Source organism: Gilliamella bombi (assembly GCF_900103255.1).
GTDB lineage: Bacteria > Pseudomonadota > Gammaproteobacteria > Enterobacterales > Orbaceae > Gilliamella > Gilliamella bombi.
In genome coordinates this window covers 1-16,834 of the sequence record NZ_FMWS01000053.1, presented here as the reverse complement: position 1 = coordinate 16,834, position 16,834 = coordinate 1, and the positions used below count along the sequence as shown (strand labels likewise).

18 protein-coding genes and 1 tRNA gene are annotated in these 16,834 nt (G+C 35.1%); 14 read left to right on the top strand and 5 right to left on the bottom strand.

Annotated elements, in window-relative coordinates; genetic code table 11:
• Positions 1 to 18: 18 nt before the first annotated feature.
• The 11 genes from panS to lysS all read left to right on the top strand — a co-directional run bounded on the left by panS (position 19) and on the right by lysS (position 10,030).
• A complete protein-coding gene (gene panS, locus B9N71_RS09970) occupies positions 19 to 984 on the top strand; it encodes a ketopantoate/pantoate/pantothenate transporter PanS (RefSeq protein ID WP_085165824.1) in 966 nt (321 codons plus the stop codon).
• Positions 985 to 1,112: 128 nt separating this feature from the next.
• On the top strand, positions 1,113 to 2,516 hold the full coding sequence (locus B9N71_RS09965; protein WP_085165823.1) for a DHA2 family efflux MFS transporter permease subunit: 1,404 nt from the start codon (positions 1,113 to 1,115) through the stop codon (positions 2,514 to 2,516).
• Positions 2,517 to 2,520: 4 nt separating this feature from the next.
• Complete coding sequence (locus B9N71_RS09960) at positions 2,521 to 3,153, top strand: MBL fold metallo-hydrolase (protein WP_085165822.1); 633 nt, start codon at positions 2,521 to 2,523, stop codon at positions 3,151 to 3,153.
• Positions 3,154 to 3,309: 156 nt separating this feature from the next.
• Complete coding sequence (locus B9N71_RS09955; protein WP_085165821.1) at positions 3,310 to 3,897, top strand: biotin transporter BioY; 588 nt, start codon at positions 3,310 to 3,312, stop codon at positions 3,895 to 3,897.
• A complete protein-coding gene (locus B9N71_RS09950) occupies positions 3,881 to 4,456 on the top strand; it encodes a YiiX/YebB-like N1pC/P60 family cysteine hydrolase (protein WP_167370097.1) in 576 nt (191 codons plus the stop codon). The genes B9N71_RS09955 and B9N71_RS09950 overlap by 17 nt, the downstream gene beginning before the upstream one ends.
• A gap of 97 nt (positions 4,457 to 4,553) precedes the next feature.
• Positions 4,554 to 4,629 (top strand) — tRNA-Asn (locus B9N71_RS09945).
• Positions 4,630 to 4,840: 211 nt separating this feature from the next.
• On the top strand, positions 4,841 to 5,569 hold the full coding sequence (locus B9N71_RS09940; protein WP_085165819.1) for a type 1 glutamine amidotransferase: 729 nt from the start codon (positions 4,841 to 4,843) through the stop codon (positions 5,567 to 5,569).
• Between the two features lie 34 nt (positions 5,570 to 5,603).
• Positions 5,604 to 6,446 (top strand): VanW family protein, encoded by an 843-nt coding sequence (locus B9N71_RS09935; protein ID WP_085165818.1) that lies wholly within the window; start codon positions 5,604 to 5,606, stop codon positions 6,444 to 6,446.
• A 121-nt stretch (positions 6,447 to 6,567) separates the two neighbouring features.
• On the top strand, positions 6,568 to 7,194 hold the full coding sequence (locus B9N71_RS09930) for a Fe-Mn family superoxide dismutase (RefSeq protein ID WP_085165817.1): 627 nt from the start codon (positions 6,568 to 6,570) through the stop codon (positions 7,192 to 7,194).
• A gap of 189 nt (positions 7,195 to 7,383) precedes the next feature.
• Positions 7,384 to 8,482 (top strand): peptide chain release factor 2 gene (gene prfB, locus B9N71_RS09925; RefSeq protein WP_143422110.1). Its coding sequence is split into 2 segments (ribosomal slippage): positions 7,384 to 7,458 and positions 7,460 to 8,482, totalling 1,098 coding nucleotides; the frame shifts between segments, so codons are not numbered across the junction.
• Positions 8,483 to 8,512: 30 nt separating this feature from the next.
• Positions 8,513 to 10,030, top strand: coding sequence for a lysine--tRNA ligase (gene lysS, locus B9N71_RS09920; RefSeq protein ID WP_085165816.1), 1,518 nt, complete (start codon positions 8,513 to 8,515; stop codon positions 10,028 to 10,030).
• Positions 10,031 to 10,247: 217 nt separating this feature from the next.
• Here lysS and B9N71_RS09915 read toward each other — a convergent pair whose 3' ends face one another.
• Together B9N71_RS09915 and upp are read right to left on the bottom strand one after the other, a co-directional pair.
• Complete coding sequence (locus B9N71_RS09915) at positions 10,248 to 11,483, bottom strand: uracil-xanthine permease family protein (RefSeq protein WP_085165833.1); 1,236 nt, start codon at positions 11,481 to 11,483, stop codon at positions 10,248 to 10,250.
• A 126-nt stretch (positions 11,484 to 11,609) separates the two neighbouring features.
• Positions 11,610 to 12,236, bottom strand: coding sequence for a uracil phosphoribosyltransferase (gene upp, locus B9N71_RS09910; RefSeq protein WP_065561672.1), 627 nt, complete (start codon positions 12,234 to 12,236; stop codon positions 11,610 to 11,612).
• Positions 12,237 to 12,483: 247 nt separating this feature from the next.
• Here upp and B9N71_RS09905 point away from each other — a divergent pair, with 247 nt between their 5' ends.
• A complete protein-coding gene (locus tag B9N71_RS09905) occupies positions 12,484 to 12,834 on the top strand; it encodes a DUF805 domain-containing protein (protein WP_085165815.1) in 351 nt (116 codons plus the stop codon).
• Positions 12,835 to 12,902: 68 nt separating this feature from the next.
• On the opposite strand, the gene gntR is transcribed toward B9N71_RS09905, so the two are convergent.
• On the bottom strand, positions 12,903 to 13,907 hold the full coding sequence (gntR, locus tag B9N71_RS09900) for a gluconate operon transcriptional repressor GntR (protein WP_085165814.1): 1,005 nt from the start codon (positions 13,905 to 13,907) through the stop codon (positions 12,903 to 12,905).
• Complete coding sequence (gene ung / locus B9N71_RS09895; protein WP_085165813.1) at positions 13,904 to 14,593, bottom strand: uracil-DNA glycosylase; 690 nt, start codon at positions 14,591 to 14,593, stop codon at positions 13,904 to 13,906. Before ung ends, gntR begins: the two co-directional genes overlap by 4 nt.
• Positions 14,594 to 14,797: 204 nt before the next feature.
• Here ung and grcA point away from each other — a divergent pair, with 204 nt between their 5' ends.
• Positions 14,798 to 15,181 carry an autonomous glycyl radical cofactor GrcA gene (gene grcA, locus B9N71_RS09890; protein WP_034910787.1) on the top strand — a complete coding sequence of 128 codons (384 nt, stop codon included), beginning with the start codon at positions 14,798 to 14,800 and terminating at the stop codon, positions 15,179 to 15,181.
• Between the two features lie 582 nt (positions 15,182 to 15,763).
• A complete protein-coding gene (locus B9N71_RS09885; RefSeq protein ID WP_085165812.1) occupies positions 15,764 to 16,456 on the top strand; it encodes an aspartate/glutamate racemase family protein in 693 nt (230 codons plus the stop codon).
• Between the two features lie 270 nt (positions 16,457 to 16,726).
• Here B9N71_RS09885 and B9N71_RS09875 read toward each other — a convergent pair.
• On the bottom strand, positions 16,727 to 16,834 hold a 108-nt coding region (locus tag B9N71_RS09875; protein WP_143422109.1), incomplete at its 5' end, for an integrase core domain-containing protein.

Sequence of the window (16,834 nt, the reverse complement as noted above, 5' to 3'; positions counted from 1 at the left end):
CGACGACAGTAGGTTTATATGGCTAGACAATTGAATCAACTATTTGCTCAATCTATTTCCTCTCTCACCCGATTATTTCCTTTGTGGGCAGTTTTGTGTGCTGTTATGGCCTATTTTTCTCCTGATACTTTTACACCTATACGTCCCCATACATCACAATTACTCATGTTTGTGATGTTCACCATGGGTGTTACATTAAGTATTGATGATTTTAAACGTGTAGTCACCAAACCTAAAGCGGTGGTTATTTGTACTTTGCTACATTATATTGTTATGCCGTTAACTGCTCTAATTTTAGCAAAACTGTTTACAATGAGAGCAGAACTATTGGTTGGCATGGTGTTAGTTGGAAGCGTAGCTAGCGGAACAGCATCAAATGTGATGATTTATCTTGCCAAAGGTGATGTTGCATTGTCTGTTACAATTTCATCTGTTTCGACACTTGTGGGAGTAGTTATAACACCACTGATAACACTACTATTAGTTGGAACAACAGTTGAAGTCCCTGTTTGGGGAATGCTTGTACATATTGTACAGATTGTACTAATACCGATTATATTAGGATTAATTGTTCACCATTTCTTAAATGCTATTGTTAAAAAATGTGAGCAATTTTTACCACTTTTATCAATGATTTGTATTTTATTAATTATTTGTATCGTAGTAGCAGGTAGCCATACTCAAATTGGCCAAGTAGGGGGCACTGTTATTTTTGCAGTTGTGATTCATAATGCGTTAGGATTGCTTGGTGGTTACTGGGGAGGACGTTTATTTGGTTTTGATGAATCAACCTGCAGAACCATGTCACTTGAAGTAGGAATGCAAAACTCTGCCCTTGCAGCTACTTTAGGCACCACCTACTTTTCGGCTTTATCGGCTTTGCCTGCTGCAGTATTTTCTGTTTGGCACAATATTTCAGGCTCATTACTGGCTGGTTATTGGCAAGGTAAACCAGTAAAGAATCAGAAAAAATCCAATCATTAACAAATAATATTGTAAAATAGCATTCATCAGCTCTCTTTCTTAATCAACTCTAAGTAAGAGAGCTTAATTTTCTGAGCTTATATCCAACCGCTCCACTAGCATTTAAATTAATTTTAGGCCAAATTAAAATGAATAGCGAATTACAGTTACCACCGTTTGTCTATCGTATATTACCGTGGATTGCGGCGTTTGCATTCTTTATGCAATCACTTGATACCTCGATATTAAATACAGCCCTCCCCACTATGGCTAACGACCTCAATGAGTCCCCATTAAATATGCAATCAGCCGTGATAAGTTATGCTTTGACCCTTGCATTATTTATTCCTGTTAGTGGTTTTTTATCTGATAAATTTGGCACTAGAAATATTTTTGTCATGGCCGTTTCACTATTCACACTGGGGTCATTACTTTGCGCTTTATCTAATTCATTAATTTTTTTAAATATATCACGAGTAATCCAAGGCATTGGAGGCTCCATGATGGTGCCTATATCACGTTTAGTATTGATAAAATCTTTTAAGCGTAGTGATTTTTTAGCTGCTTTAAATACTGCCACGATTCCTGGATTAATTGGTCCCGTTTTAGGGCCTGTATTGGGAGGATATCTAGTTGATATGGTAAGTTGGCACTGGGTGTTTTTTATTAATTTACCCATTGGTATTTTAGGTATAATAATTAGTTGGAAATACATGCCTAACTTAAAAGGCCAACACATGCCTTTTGATTTATTAGGCTTTATATTTATTGTTGTTAGCTTTATTAGCGCCACTTTGAGTGTAGAGATTTTAAACCAAAATCAGACATATTATTGTCCATTACTACTTGCGACAATTAGTCTACTTTTTTTATTTATTTATCGTGAATATGCAAAAAAGAAACAAACTCCATTATTTCCACTATCGCTATTTAAAATCCGTACGTTCAAAATAGGAATTATCGGAAATTTAATTTGCAGATTAGGTATATCAGGAGTGCCTTTTCTTATTCCACTATTATTACAAGTGGGATTTGGTTATTCAGCTATTTTTGCCGGCATTATGTTGATGCCAATGGCCATTGCTTCAATTTGTACTCGAATCTTTATTCCGCGTATTTTAGCACGTTTAGGTTACCGTTTCGTACTAGTTACTAATACAATTTTAGCTGGCATAATGATTATTTTAATGTCCGTATTAAATTTATCGACACCACTTATTCTTATCAGTTTATTGCTATTTTGTATCGGTGGAATCAACTCCATGCAATACACAGCCATGAATAGCATAACCTTAGCTAATCTAGAAAACGACAATACAAGTAGTGGAAATAGCTTAATGGCAGTAAATCAACAATTAGCAATTAGTTTTGGTACCGGATTGGGTGCCGTTTTATTACGCTTAATTAGCACCACAACAGGTACTATTCACGCATTTCAGTTAACATTTGTTATACTTGGTATGATTACCGTTTTATCAAGCATTATTTTTGCACAATTAAAAAAAGAAGACGGACGAAATCTAACCAATCATCAGCAAGAAATAAGGAGATAAATCTATGTTTCAGTACCAAATCATTCCAGTTACAACTTTCCAAGAAAATTGTAGCATCATTTGGTGCGATCAAACCATGGAAGGTGCATTTATTGATCCCGGAGGTGAACCCGAACTGCTTATAAAAGCGGTTGAAAAGCTAGGCGTTAATATTAAGCAGATTTTATTAACCCATGGACACTTGGATCATGTCGGTGCTGCAACTATGTTGGCTAAACATTATGATGTGAAGATTATTGGACCAAGCCAAGAAGATGAATTTCTATTAACAAGTTTACCACAACAAAGTACACAATTCGGTTTTCCTTATACTGATAGCTTTTTGCCTGATCGGTGGTTAAAAGAAGGTGAGCAGATTCAAGTTGGTAATATTAGCCTTGATGTACTTTTTTGCCCGGGTCACACTCCGGGACATATTGTTTTTATTAACCATTTGGATAAGCTGGCTTTTGTCGGCGATGTATTATTTAAAAGTAGTATAGGAAGAACTGATTTTCCACGAGGCAACCATGCCGATTTAATTTCATCAATCACTAATAAATTATTACCACTTGGGGATGACTTTATTTTTGTACCAGGCCACGGACCTATGTCTAGTTTTGGTCATGAACGAGTTAGTAATCCTTACTTAGTTTAAGTAACAAATTATTTTAATTATCACACTCTTTATTTTAGAGTGTGATAAAAATATCCTATATCCCACCCCAATGTAAACAAATTAAAAACAAAAAAGTTTACAACAATAATAATTGCGCTATTATAGTTCTACTATTTATATAAAAGGTAGAAAATAATGAAACTTCAACCGACTTCGTATTATCCAACATTTATCACTACACTTGTAAATTTATCTTCTTGGCAACGTAAATTATTAACCACAACAAGTGCAGTATTACTTTTAGGATTAGCCGCTAACATTAGTATTCCAACTTACCCTGTTCCATTTACATTACAATCATTGGCTGTATTGTTAATTGGTGCTTTTTTAGGTCGTAAACTAGGTGCATTAGCAATAATCCAATACCTTATTTTAGGTGCAATTGGGTTACCGCTATTTGCCAATGGTAGTGGTGGAATTATGGCGTTAGCATCACCATCTTCAGGTTACTTATATGGCTATGTATTTAGTGCCTATTTAGCAGGGTTTGCAGCAGAAAGAGGTTATGATCGTCACTTTATTTTAGGTTTAATTGCATTCGCTTGTGCGCATCAATTGTTATTTGTATTTGGCGTTGTCTATTTAATGGGCTATTTACACATCACGCTAATTGATGCTTTAAAAGTGGGTTATCTGCCATTTGTTGGTGTGGATGCGCTTAAATTTATTATTGCAACTTGTGTAATGTTTTCGCTATGGCGCTATCGTGCTAAAAAACAATAATATCCAATGTGGAGATATTATCTTCCAAAGCCTAAAAAAAAATAATGCTTTTAATGGCGCTGTAAGCCTTTCAGGTGCATTGTCAAAGATAGATGAAATAACCAAAAGTATTAATCATGTTGGTTTATATATTGGAAATAATACCGTTATTGAAGCAACGCAAAACTATGGCGTGATTGAACAATCGTTTACTAATTTTATTTGTGCAGCTAAGCACAATATCATTGGTAGAATCCATGATTTAGTTGTTATTCAAAATGCATTAAGACGGGTAAAGAAATGCTTGGGTTCACCTTACAATCACAGCTTTCATCCCAATGCAGATGGGTTTTATTGCAGTGAACTAATTACTTATGTCTTTAAAACTGAGCAAGGTAATGATTATTTCGCATTATATCCAATGAATTTTAAAGATTTAGCGACAAATGAGATTTTATCTTATTGGGTTGATTATTATCGCGATCTAAATCAGATTATTCCACAACATGAACTAGGATCGCACCCACAGCAATTACTTAGACAACGCCATTTATTCAAGACAATCCTAACACTTGAATGATAATAAAAGGAGGAAATTTTACACAAAAAAACATTTAAAATAATTTAACTATTGACATAGCGCCATTAAATCTATAATATGCGCGCTACATTTCGGTTCCTCCATAGTTCAGTCGGTAGAACGGCGGACTGTTAATCCGTATGTCACAGGTTCAAGTCCTGTTGGAGGAGCCAACTTTCAGATTTTCATATCTATCTTTCCCTGTTGTTTCATATTTTAAGTGATTTCTTTTTGCCTGTTTTTTATCGTGTTAGTTCAAAATTCTGTATTGCAATTGCAAATAAATTATTCATAATAACTCAAAAATAAATTTATATCCTTTGATATAAATTTTATCAAATCATAATGTTAATAATGATATTTATAGACAAGGAGGAGTTATTAATGCATATACATTTTATTATTCATGAGGATTTCGAAGCGCCCGGAGCTTATGAACAATGGGCGATAAATAATCATCACACTATAACTTATTCTCGCGTTTACCTTAATGAACCACTTCCTAATAGCATTGATGATATCGACTTTCTTATTGTTATGGGCGGTCCACAGTCACCATCAACGACCAAACAAGAATGTGCTCATTTTGATTCTAAAGCAGAACAAGCCATTATTTTATCAGCAATAAAAGCAGAGAAAGTAGTCATTGGTGTATGTCTTGGTTCACAATTAATCGGCGAAGCTCTAGGGGAAAGTTATAGCAACAGCCCAGAAAAAGAAATTGGCAAATTCCCTATTATGTTAACTCAAATCGGTAAAACAAATCCTTTGTTTACTGATTTTGGTAGTACATTAGAAGTCGGTCATTGGCACAATGATATGCCAGGTTTAACCAAAGATGCTCAAATTATTGCGTATAGTGAAGGGTGTCCTCGTCAAATCATTGCATACAGTAAATTTGTTTATGGTTTCCAATGCCATATGGAGTTAACACCTGAAGTAGTCGAATTATTAATTACCCATTCACAAAAGGAACTTAGCCAAGCAGAAAAATACCGCTTTGTCGATACACCTGATAAGCTTCGCTCTCATGATTACACTGAAATGAATCAAAAACTTTTCACTTTTCTCGACAAGTTAAGCCAACGCTATCTGTCACCTTTAGAAAAATGACTGATTATATCTTGTCGATAAGGGGATAGAAAATATGCAGGATATTATTATCGATAAACCGATAAAACGCAGTAAATTAAGGCTAAAATTAGGCAAAGAATATTTTATCTTAAAACGAAAATTTGATTGGTGGCGACATCGTAACGCATATTGCACTGTCGACATAAATAATAATACATGTTGTTTTTCACACAAAAAGCATCAGTCTGTTTTATTAAGACAACTAAAAGATGTTGATATGTATTTACAATATAACAAAATCACTAATCTTAGATTAGCAATTGAAAAACTTAATGGTTCAATCATTAAGCCTAATCAACGTTTTTCGATCTGGCAAAAAGTAGGACGCCCATCCAAAAAACGGGGATTTTTAGAAGGACTATCATTACATAATGGACAGATAGGCAAAGATATTGGTGGAGGATTATGCCAATTAGGTAATTTGATTTATTGGATTGTATTACACTCCGATCTTACAATCATAGAACGTTGGCGTCATAGTTTTGATGTTTTTCCCGATATTAATCGAACGATTCCTTTTGCTTGTGGCGCCACCTTATCTTATAACTATGTAGATTTACAGTTAATCAATAAAACCAATAGCACTTACCGGCTTAATCTTTGGCTTGATGATCAATATTTACATGGTGAATTACTTGCTGATACCCCCTTAAGTAATCATTATGAAATCCTAGAAACCGATCATCGTATTGAACAACAATGGTGGGGAGGTTATACCAGACATAATAAAATATGGCAACGTAAAACACATTTAATTGATAACCATGTTGAAGAAAAGCTCATCAGCGAAAACCACGCAATTATGATGTATACCCCATTTATAGCAAATAATGAAGACGAATTGAAAAAGCAATAGTCATTCTGATAACAGATAGTCACTAACTATCTAAGTGATAGTTTGAGAGCTATACTAATAGCCCGTATACTCATGAAATAAAGTAGTTAATAATACCTAATATATGAAAGGAGCAAATTTCATGGCTTATACTTTACCTCCATTACCTTATGCTTATGATGCATTAGAACCTTATATTGATTCTGAAACTATGCATCTGCATCACGATAAACATCATCAAACCTATGTGAACAATGCAAATGCCATTCTTGAAACTTTGCCAGCTGAATTAAAAGAACTTTGCCCTAGCACTTTGTTAAAAAATTTAGATAAAGTACCTGCTGACAAAATTACGGGTATTAAAAATAACGTAGGTGGTCATGTTAATCACACTCTTTTCTGGGAACTATTAAAAGTTGGTACTGAACTAAAAGGCGACCTAAAAGCGGCCATCGAAAAAGATTTTGGTTCGGTTGATACATTTAAAGAAAAATTTGCAGCAGCGGCAGCAACTCGATTTGGTTCAGGTTGGGCTTGGTTAGTATTACAAAATGGTAAACTTGAAGTTGTTTCTACAGCCAATCAAGATTCACCGATAATGGGTGAAAAATTTGCTGGTGTTTCTGGTACGCCGATTTTAACACTAGATGTTTGGGAACATGCTTATTATTTGAAATATCAAAATCGCCGTGTTGATTACATTGGTGCATTTTGGAATGTAGTTAACTGGGATAAAGTTGCTGAGCTATACGCTGAAGCAAAAAAATAACTTGATTGTACTCATATTCTTTTCACCTTAAAAAGTGGCGCCTAGTGCGCCATCTTTTCTTTTCGAGCAATGCTTTATTTACTGAGTCAAAGTCAAAAATAGTAATTGGCAATTGCTAAATTATGCCCAAATCCGCTACAATGGACGCTTGTTTAATAAATCATAAAACAGAGCAACTCCATTTAAATCATGTTTGAAATTAATCCAGTTAAATCAAAGATAGCAGAACTTACCGAACGCACAGCCGTGATTCGGGGGTATCTTTGACTATGATCTAAAAAAAGAACGGCTCGAAGAAGTTAATGCCGAGCTAGAGCAATCCGAAGTATGGGCCGATCCAGAAAAAGCACAAGCGTTAGGTAAAGAACGCGTTGCACTTGATGAAATAATCAATACTATTCATTCATTAACTCAAGGTCTTGACGATGTTGAAGGCTTGCTTGAACTTGCTATTGAAGCTGAAGATCAAGATACTCTCGATGAAGCTAATTTTGAACTTGAACAGTTAGAGAAAAAACTGGCTGGACTTGAATTCCGACGAATGTTTTCTGGTAAATATGATAGTGCAGATTGTTATTTAGATATCCAATCAGGCTCAGGGGGAACTGAAGCACAAGATTGGGCAGAAATGTTACTTAGGATGTATTTACGCTGGGCTGAATCAAAAGGTTTTGCAACTGAAGTGATGGAAGTATCGGATGGTGATGTTGCTGGTATCAAATCGGCAACGATTAAAGTATCGGGTGATTATGCTTACGGTTGGTTACGCACAGAAACTGGAGTACACCGCCTAGTTCGCAAAAGTCCATTTGACTCAGGCAATCGACGCCATACCTCGTTTGCTTCTGTATTTGTTTATCCTGAAATTGATGATGATATTGATATCGACATTAACCCTGCCGATCTCCGTATCGATGTATACCGTGCGTCAGGTGCTGGTGGTCAACATGTAAATAAAACTGAGTCTGCTGTACGAATCACTCATATTCCTACGGGTATTGTTACTCAATGTCAAAATAACCGTTCACAACACAGCAATAAAGATCAAGCAATGAAACAGTTAAAAGCAAAACTGTATGAGCTTGAGATGCAAAAAAAGAATGCTGAAAAACAACAAATGGAAGAGACTAAATCTGACATTGGTTGGGGAAGCCAAATTCGCTCTTACGTACTTGATGATTCGCGTATCAAGGATTTGCGTACTGGCGTTGAAACTCGTAATACACAGGCCGTATTAGATGGCGATTTAGATCAATTTATTGAAGAAAGCTTAAAAGCAGGTTTATAAACCGCTTGGTTATAAATAAAAGGTAAAACTATGTCAACAGAGCAGCAAGATCAACAAAACCAAATTGAAGAGTTAAATAATGAACTAAAAGTACGTCGCGAAAAGCTCGCTCATCTTCGCGAACAAGGTATTGCTTTCCCTAATGATTTTCGCCGTGATGCGATTTCTAGTGATCTCCATAAACAATATGGCGATAAAACTAACGAAGAACTGATTGAAAAGAAAATTATTGTAACTGTGGCTGGCCGTATGATGATGCGTCGTATAATGGGTAAAGCCTCGTTTGTTTCTCTACAAGATGTTGCTGGACAAATCCAACTTTATGTTACTCGTGATGATCTCCCTGAAGGTTTTTATAACGAGCAATTTAAAAAATGGGATTTGGGAGATATTGTCGGCGCTAAAGGTTACCTATTTAAGACTAAAACTGGTGAGCTATCTATCCACTGTGAAGAAATTCGTTTATTAACTAAAGCTCTTCGCCCATTACCTGATAAGTTTCATGGACTTGCCGATCAAGAAATGCGTTACCGTCAACGTTACTTGGATCTTATCACAAATCAAGAATCAAGAGAGACTTTTAAAGCGCGTTCCAAAGTTGTCAGTGAAATCCGCAACTTTATGATTGAAAACCACTTTATGGAAGTCGAAACGCCAATGATGCAGGTAATTCCGGGTGGTGCATCAGCTAAACCATTTATTACGCATCACAATGCGCTTGATTTAGATATGTATATGCGTATTGCGCCAGAACTTTATCTAAAACGATTAGTTGTAGGCGGCTTTGAGCGGGTATTTGAAATTAATCGCAACTTCCGAAATGAAGGCGTATCACCAAGACATAATCCAGAATTTACCATGATGGAAATGTACATGGCTTATGCTGATTACAAAGATCTGATCGTATTAACAGAAACATTATTCCGTCGTTTAGCTATTGCGGTAACAGGTGATGCTGTTGTGCAATATGGTGAACATACGTTTGATTTTGGTAAACCATTTATCAAAATGACCATGCGTGAAGCCATTTGCCATTACCGCCCTGAAACCAATAATACTGATCTAGATGATTTTGATAAAGCTTGTGCCATAGCACAATCAGTTGGTATAAAAATTGAAAAAAGTTGGGGTCTTGGTCGAGTGGTAACTGAAATTTTTGAAGAAGTGGCTGAATCAAACTTAATTCAACCAACCTTTATTACTGAATATCCAGCTGAAGTATCCCCACTTGCTCGTCGTAACGATGAAAACCCATTTGTGACTGATCGATTTGAATTTTTTATTGGTGGTCGTGAAATTGGTAATGGATTCTCAGAGCTTAATGATGCAGAAGATCAAGCTCAACGCTTTGCTGATCAAGTATCACAAAAAGATGCGGGTGATGATGAAGCGATGTTTTATGATGAAGATTATATTACAGCGCTGGAGCACGGTTTACCGCCTACAGCAGGACTTGGGATTGGTATTGACCGTACGGTGATGCTATTTACCAACAGCCATACAATTCGTGACGTAATTTTATTCCCAACCATGCGTCCAATCAAATAAAACCGCTTATCACTACTTATCACTAAAAACACACTTATTTTTTGATAAGTGTGTTTTGATACTTAAACACATACTTTCCTGAAAGTTTTTAACAAAAGCTAGCTGTTTGTTAGATTATTTTTTTGTAAAAAATATTCAGGATTCTATACCGTTTCGCGATTTATTATAAATATCGCTGGCTATAAATACCCAACGATATATAAGAAGTTTAAGGGCTTTAATGAGTACCTGTCGACTTTTCTTGATGAGGTAAGATCAGGTTTAATACAATGGCTAAAATTCCACACAAGCTTATACCTTGTAATGCATATGATCCAAAGTCAAAAATCATACCACCAATACCAAACACCAAAACTAGTGAAACAATACACATATTACGTGATACAGACAGATCGACTTTATGTTTGATTAAAATATTAATACCTACTGATGCAATAGAGCCAAATAGCAACACCATAATACCGCCCATAACCACCGTTGGAATTGAACTTAAAAATGCACCAATCTTACCAACAAAAGACATTAAAATAGCCCAAACAGCAGCCCATGTCATTACTCGCGTTTTAAAATTTCGGGTTAAGGTTACAGCGCCAATTACTTCTGCATAAGTAATACAAGGCGGTCCACCAAAAAGACCAGCAGCCGAAGTTGCAAGCCCATCACCTAATAATGTGCGTTGCAAACCAGGATCTCGAGTATAATCTTTACCCGTTACCGAACCAATCGCCATAATATCACCAACATGTTCAATGGTTGGTGCAATAACAATTGGAATCATATATAAAATTGCTTGCCAATGAAACTCAGGAAACGTGAAATCAGGCACTTTAAACCATGGCGCATTAATAACAGGTTGAAAATCGACAATGCCAAATAAACAAGACAATATATATCCCACCACGATACCTGAAATAATAGGTAATAATTTTAAAAATCCTTTTGCCCAAATTGCCACAATTAAAGTCGTTAATAGTGAAACCATTGATATTATAATCAATTTATAATTTTCGACTGGCACCTTAATTTCTTTACCCATTGCCATTCCTACCGCAACAGGTGCAAGTGATAAACCAATAACCATAATAATCGGACCAGTTACAACTGGCGGTAATATACGGTCAATAACATGGCTACCATTAATTTTTACTAAAAAAGCAAAAAACATAAAAACAAAACCTGCAGCCACTAAACCGCCTAAAGTGGCAGGAATGCCCCATTGTGCAACACCAAATGAGATAGGAGCAATAAAAGCAAATGATGACGCTAAAAATACAGGAACTTTACCTTTGGTTGTCAATTGAAATAACAACGTACCAACACCAGCAGTAAAAAGAGCTACATTTGGGTTTAATTTTGTTAAAAGGGGAACTAATACCAAAGCCCCAAAGGCGACAAATAACATCTGTGCGCCGGTAAAAATATCTTGCCATGAATGCTTATGCTGTGATGTTATATTTTTTGTTTTATCTGTTGTGATATTGCTCACATCTCGCCTCTCTTACTTAACGAAGTTTATTGTATAACTTGCCTGATTAACAGGCATAAAAAAACCGGATTAACCGGTCTAAATTTTGAGATTTTATTTTGTGCCGAAGATTTTGTCTCCAGCATCACCCAGTCCAGGTAATATGTAGCCTTTTTCGTTCAACCTCTCATCAATCGATGCCGTATAAAGTTCAACATCAGGGTGAGCTTGTTCAAGCACTTTAATACCTTCTGGTGCAGCAACTAAAACTAATACTTTAATATTTTTACAACCTGCTTTTTTAAGTAAATCGATTGTCGCCACCATTGACCCACCTGTTGCTAACATTGGATCAACAACTAAAGCCATTCGATCTTCAATATCCGAGGTTAGTTTTTGAAAATAAGGAACAGGTTCTAACGTTTCTTCGTTACGATAAAACCCGACAACGCTAATACGGGCACTTGGCACATGCTCAAGCACACCATCCATCATACCTAATCCGGCACGCAAAATAGGTACAACCGTAATTTTTTTACCCTTAATACGTTCTACTTGAACAGGTCCACACCAACCATCTATTGTTACTGTTTCGGTAGGTAGATCAGCAGTTGCTTCATAAGTTAATAAACTGCCAACTTCGCTGGCAAGAGCACGAAAGTCTTTGGTGCTAATATCGTGTTCACGCATTAATCCAATTTTATGGCGTACAAGAGGGTGTTTTACTTCAACTATTTTCATGGAGGCCTCAGTGTTATTTTCTATAATCTGTTAGCTGGTATAAATAACCACTGAGCGATAATTCTAACATAGTTATCACTTTATGAAAACCTGAAATCAACAGCCTTATAGGCAATGTAAATATTGATAAAAAATAAAAATAAAAAAATTTAACGATAAAAATCAGTTTTATTTTCGTTTTTTTTTCATTAAAATAGCGGCCCCAAATAATTTATTTCAGTAATTAATTAAAAAAAGGAATATAGGAATGAATTGGTTTATTGATTGTATTACAAAAAATTATGCAAATTTTAATGGTCGAGCTCGTCGTAAAGAATATTGGATGTTCGTTTTATTCTATATTATTTTAACTTTCATCACGATAATCATTGATAAAATGATTGGAAGTCCCTTAGCTATAACCGCTATCTTAGTGTTGGCATTATTCCTTCCTAGTTTAGCTGTTACTGTACGCCGCTTACATGATACAAGTAAATCAGGTTGGTGGATTTTGTTACAATTTATTCCATACATTGGTGGTATTATTATATTAGTATTCTGCGTAATGGACTCAACACCAGGCAGCAACCAATACGGTGAAAACCCTAAAGGTTTGTAATTATTACTAATAACCTTATCACTAAACGTGGTAAGGTTAAATCATTATCAATGTCATCTTCTACTTTATTAAATACTTTCTCCGTTTAAATACTCAACAGGTAAATCAATCACTTTTTTATCAATTTGTTCACCATTAATCCGTTTTAATAACAGCTCCGCTGCAATTTTTCCCATTTCAATTCTCGGTGTTTGTATAGATGCCAATTTGGGATTCATAAATTGACCAATTTGGTGTCCATGAAATCCAACAATCGCTATCTGTTTTGGCACTTCAATCCCCACCCGTTGGCATTCAAGTAATACCCCTAAAGCCAAATCATCATTGGTACTAAAAATACCATCAACACAAGGAAACTCTTTTAAAATTTGATGTAAAAATCTTGCCCCTAATTCATAAGATGATGCTTCTTTAGTCGCTAGCGTCCGAGGTGTCAATCTAGCTTCTTCCATAGCCTTTTCATACCCTTTTTGGCGAATAATACTTCGTTGATCTTGTCTTGCACTAAAATAGACAATATTACGACGACCTCTATCTATCATGCGATGAATCATATTTCTAGTTGCAGTAAAATTATCAAATCCAACAGCCATATCAAGGCAAGGCGAAACACTGTCCATAATTTCAACCACAGGAACACCCGAAATTTCAATCATCTTTAATGTTGCTGGAGTATGCGTTCTTTCCGTTAAAATTAACCCGTCAATATTATAAGAAAGTAATGAGCGTAAGCGTAACTCTTCTTTGTCAGCACTGTATCCAGTATGAGTGATCATGGTTTGATATCCTCTTACATCAGTCACCATCTCAATACCTTTTAAAATATCGGCGAAAACCTGATTGGTTAAAGAAGGGAACACAATACCAATGGCATTACTTTTAGCGTTAGACAGCATATCGGGAGCTTTATTAGGAATATATCCTAGCTTATCTATTGCGGCTGAAATTTGTAATTGAAGTGGTTTAGATACAAGATTGGGATCACGTAAAAAACGACTCACTGTCATTTTACTAATCCCGATTAAATTTGCAATTTCCTGCAAACTTGTTCGACGTCTTTTATTATTACTCATGTTTGTTTTTCCGCTAGTCTTGGTTGCCAATCTATTGCTTTTTTACCTTGTTGCATAATAAGGTCATTCGCTTTGGAAAAGTGCTTACAGCCAAAAAAACCACGATGAGCAGATAACGGTGATGGATGCACCGATGTTAATACATGATGTTTTTGGCGATTAATAAACTGCCCTTTTTTTTGTGCAGGAGATCCCCACAATAAAAAAACCACACCTTCAAGATACTCATCGATTACTGCTATCACATTATCAGTAAAAGTTTCCCAACCTATTTTTGCATGAGAATGCGCTTGCCCCGCTTCAACAGTCAACACATTATTTAATAGTAATACACCTTGAGCAGCCCAAGAAGCTAAATAGCCATGAGAAGGAATTGTAAAACCATCAATATCGGTTGCCAGTTCTTTATAAATATTAACTAACGATGGTGGTGTCTTAACTCCGGGTAAAACAGAAAAAGAAAGACCGTGAGCTTGATTAGGACCATGATAAGGATCTTGCCCTAAAATCACTACTTTGATTTGATCAAATGGTGTAAAACGAAACGCATTAAACACATCATGCTGAGGCGGGTAAATTATCTTGCCATTAGCACGCTCAGTCTTTATAAATTGCATTATTTGTTGAAAATAAGGTTTTTGTTTTTCTGCACCAATAACTTCATGCCAAGTCAATTTTGTTGTCATATTTTGATATCACTCATCAATAATGCCAGTGTTTCTGGGCAATAACTAATATAGTTCTACATAATAACCTATCACAAAAGAAAATAGAAATTAAAGGTATTACTTATCGAAGCAATAGTTTTTTTTGACTTTTATCAAATTTTTAAAGTGCTATATTAACCCTAATTATTTTAGGGCAATAAGGCCCCGTTAGGAGGATTTAAAATGATTACAGGTATCCAAATTACTAAAGCAGACAACTCAGCACTTCTAAACTCTTTCTGGTTATTAGACGACTCTACAAAAGAAGCTCGTTGTGTAGCTGCTAAATCAGTTTATAAAGAAGATCAAATCATTCCTACTGCAGAACTTGGTCAATTCGAATATCGCGAAGTTCCATTAGATGTTGCTCCAACTGTAAAAGTTGAAGGTGGTCAACATTTAAATGTGAACGTTCTTCGTCGTGAAACTTTAGAAGACGCTGTAAAACACCCAGAAAAATACCCACAATTAACAATTCGTGTTTCTGGTTATGCAGTACGTTTTAACTCATTAACAGCAGAACAACAACGTGATGTTATTGCTCGTACGTTTACAACTAAAATTTAATAAAATAACAAAAGTTTTTAACCCAGCATTTGCTGGGTTTTTTATAATAAATAAGATATTTATTCCGAATTTAATTTTTCATCTTATCAGATTAACTATTTTATCCTAGTGATGTTAAACATTTCAGCAATACTTCAGTTAATTTCGATGCGTTAGTCCTTTTTATGTAGTTGACATGAATATAAGAAAAAGAATTTTCTTGCTCAAGAATATAAATAGTTGCTATTGTAGCTATTATCGCGATTAAAGTCATAGCAGGTTACTTAAGTTAGGTATTGGTGGATGTGTTTATGCTACCAACCGTACTTTTTATTCCTTAAACTGTTTTATATTGAACAATATTTCTTTATTTTGTTAATAAAATTTTTTTCTAAAGATAAAATTTAGTAGATGTTTTTGCTTGCTAAGTAAAAACACAATACATTCATAGCGATAATTAACCATTGATTGCTTAAACAAGTACTAATTAAATTCCACCTAACTCTACCACAATTGAAATAACTTTACACATTCTACAATATAGTTAAGAATAAAATTATTTTAATATCAAAAATCATAAACTTTCTATAAGGAATTTTTAGAATGAAAACAATTGGTTTAATCGGGGGTATGAGTTGGGAAAGTACAACAACTTATTATCAAGTTATTAATCAAACTATTGCTAAATCATTAGGAGGCCTGCATTCAGCAAAAACGATTTTATATAGCGTTGATTTTCAAGAAATTGAAAGTTGCCAAGCTAATAATGAGTGGAACAAAAGCGCAGAAATTTTAATTGATGCGGCTAAAAGAGTTGAATTAGCTGGTGCAGATTTTATTGTTATTTGTACTAATACCATGCATAAAGTCGCTGATCAGATCCAAAAGGCAATTAATATTCCAATCATTCATATTGCCGATGTGACGGCTAAATATTTGCTAGCACAAAATATTAAATCGGTCGCTTTGTTAGGGACTAAATATACAATGGAGCAGGACTTTTATAGATCTAAACTGATCGATAAAAATTTAAATGTGCTTATTCCTGAATCTCAAGACAGAAATATCATTAATCAGATCATTTATGATGAACTTTGCAAAGGTATTATTAAGCCTGATTCTAAGCAAGCCTATCTTAATATTGTTGATAAACTCGTTAAAAATGGCGCAGAAGGTGTTATTTTAGGCTGCACAGAAATTGGGTTATTAATCTCTCAATCCGATCGCAATACACCTTTTTTTGATACAGCCTTAATTCACGCACAAGAAGCCGCATTACTTGCTATAAGAGAATAATCTATTCTTCGTTCGTATATTCTAATATATCACCTGGTTGGCAATCTAGATGAATGAGCATAATACTAATCGCAAGAAATAACGTTATAATTTCATCACTAGAAAAAGAAATAGAAAAGTAACGTACTGATTCCTCTTGATTATAAGTTAAGATCGTTGTTAATAACGGTTCAGATAAAAAACTTATAACCACCCAACAAACAAGCAATTTGCCAAAGATGTAACAATGGTGTAAATACCCCAAACTTAGCACACAACTCATGTAGAAAATTAAGCTGCTTGTTTTAGTGTTTTATACTCAATCGGTGTCATGTTATTTAATGCCTCATGCGGTCTTTCGGTGTTATAAATCGTTAACCATTCTTCGGTTATTCTCCT

Bases quoted from the DNA above. Each gene is read 5' to 3' on its own strand.
- panS (WP_085165824.1), top strand. From the start codon at position 19: ATGGCTAGACAATTGAATCAACTATTTGCTCAATCTATTTCCTCTCTC.
- B9N71_RS09965 (WP_085165823.1), top strand. From the start codon at position 1,113: ATGAATAGCGAATTACAGTTACCACCGTTTGTCTATCGTATATTACCG.
- B9N71_RS09960 (WP_085165822.1), top strand. From the start codon at position 2,521: ATGTTTCAGTACCAAATCATTCCAGTTACAACTTTCCAAGAAAATTGT.
- B9N71_RS09955 (WP_085165821.1), top strand. From the start codon at position 3,310: ATGAAACTTCAACCGACTTCGTATTATCCAACATTTATCACTACACTT.
- B9N71_RS09940 (WP_085165819.1), top strand. From the start codon at position 4,841: ATGCATATACATTTTATTATTCATGAGGATTTCGAAGCGCCCGGAGCT.
- B9N71_RS09935 (WP_085165818.1), top strand. From the start codon at position 5,604: ATGCAGGATATTATTATCGATAAACCGATAAAACGCAGTAAATTAAGG.
- B9N71_RS09930 (WP_085165817.1), top strand. From the start codon at position 6,568: ATGGCTTATACTTTACCTCCATTACCTTATGCTTATGATGCATTAGAA.
- lysS (WP_085165816.1), top strand. From the start codon at position 8,513: ATGTCAACAGAGCAGCAAGATCAACAAAACCAAATTGAAGAGTTAAAT.
- upp (WP_065561672.1), bottom strand. From the start codon at position 12,236: ATGAAAATAGTTGAAGTAAAACACCCTCTTGTACGCCATAAAATTGGA.
- B9N71_RS09905 (WP_085165815.1), top strand. From the start codon at position 12,484: ATGAATTGGTTTATTGATTGTATTACAAAAAATTATGCAAATTTTAAT.
- gntR (WP_085165814.1), bottom strand. From the start codon at position 13,907: ATGAGTAATAATAAAAGACGTCGAACAAGTTTGCAGGAAATTGCAAAT.
- ung (WP_085165813.1), bottom strand. From the start codon at position 14,593: ATGACAACAAAATTGACTTGGCATGAAGTTATTGGTGCAGAAAAACAA.
- grcA (WP_034910787.1), top strand. From the start codon at position 14,798: ATGATTACAGGTATCCAAATTACTAAAGCAGACAACTCAGCACTTCTA.
- B9N71_RS09885 (WP_085165812.1), top strand. From the start codon at position 15,764: ATGAAAACAATTGGTTTAATCGGGGGTATGAGTTGGGAAAGTACAACA.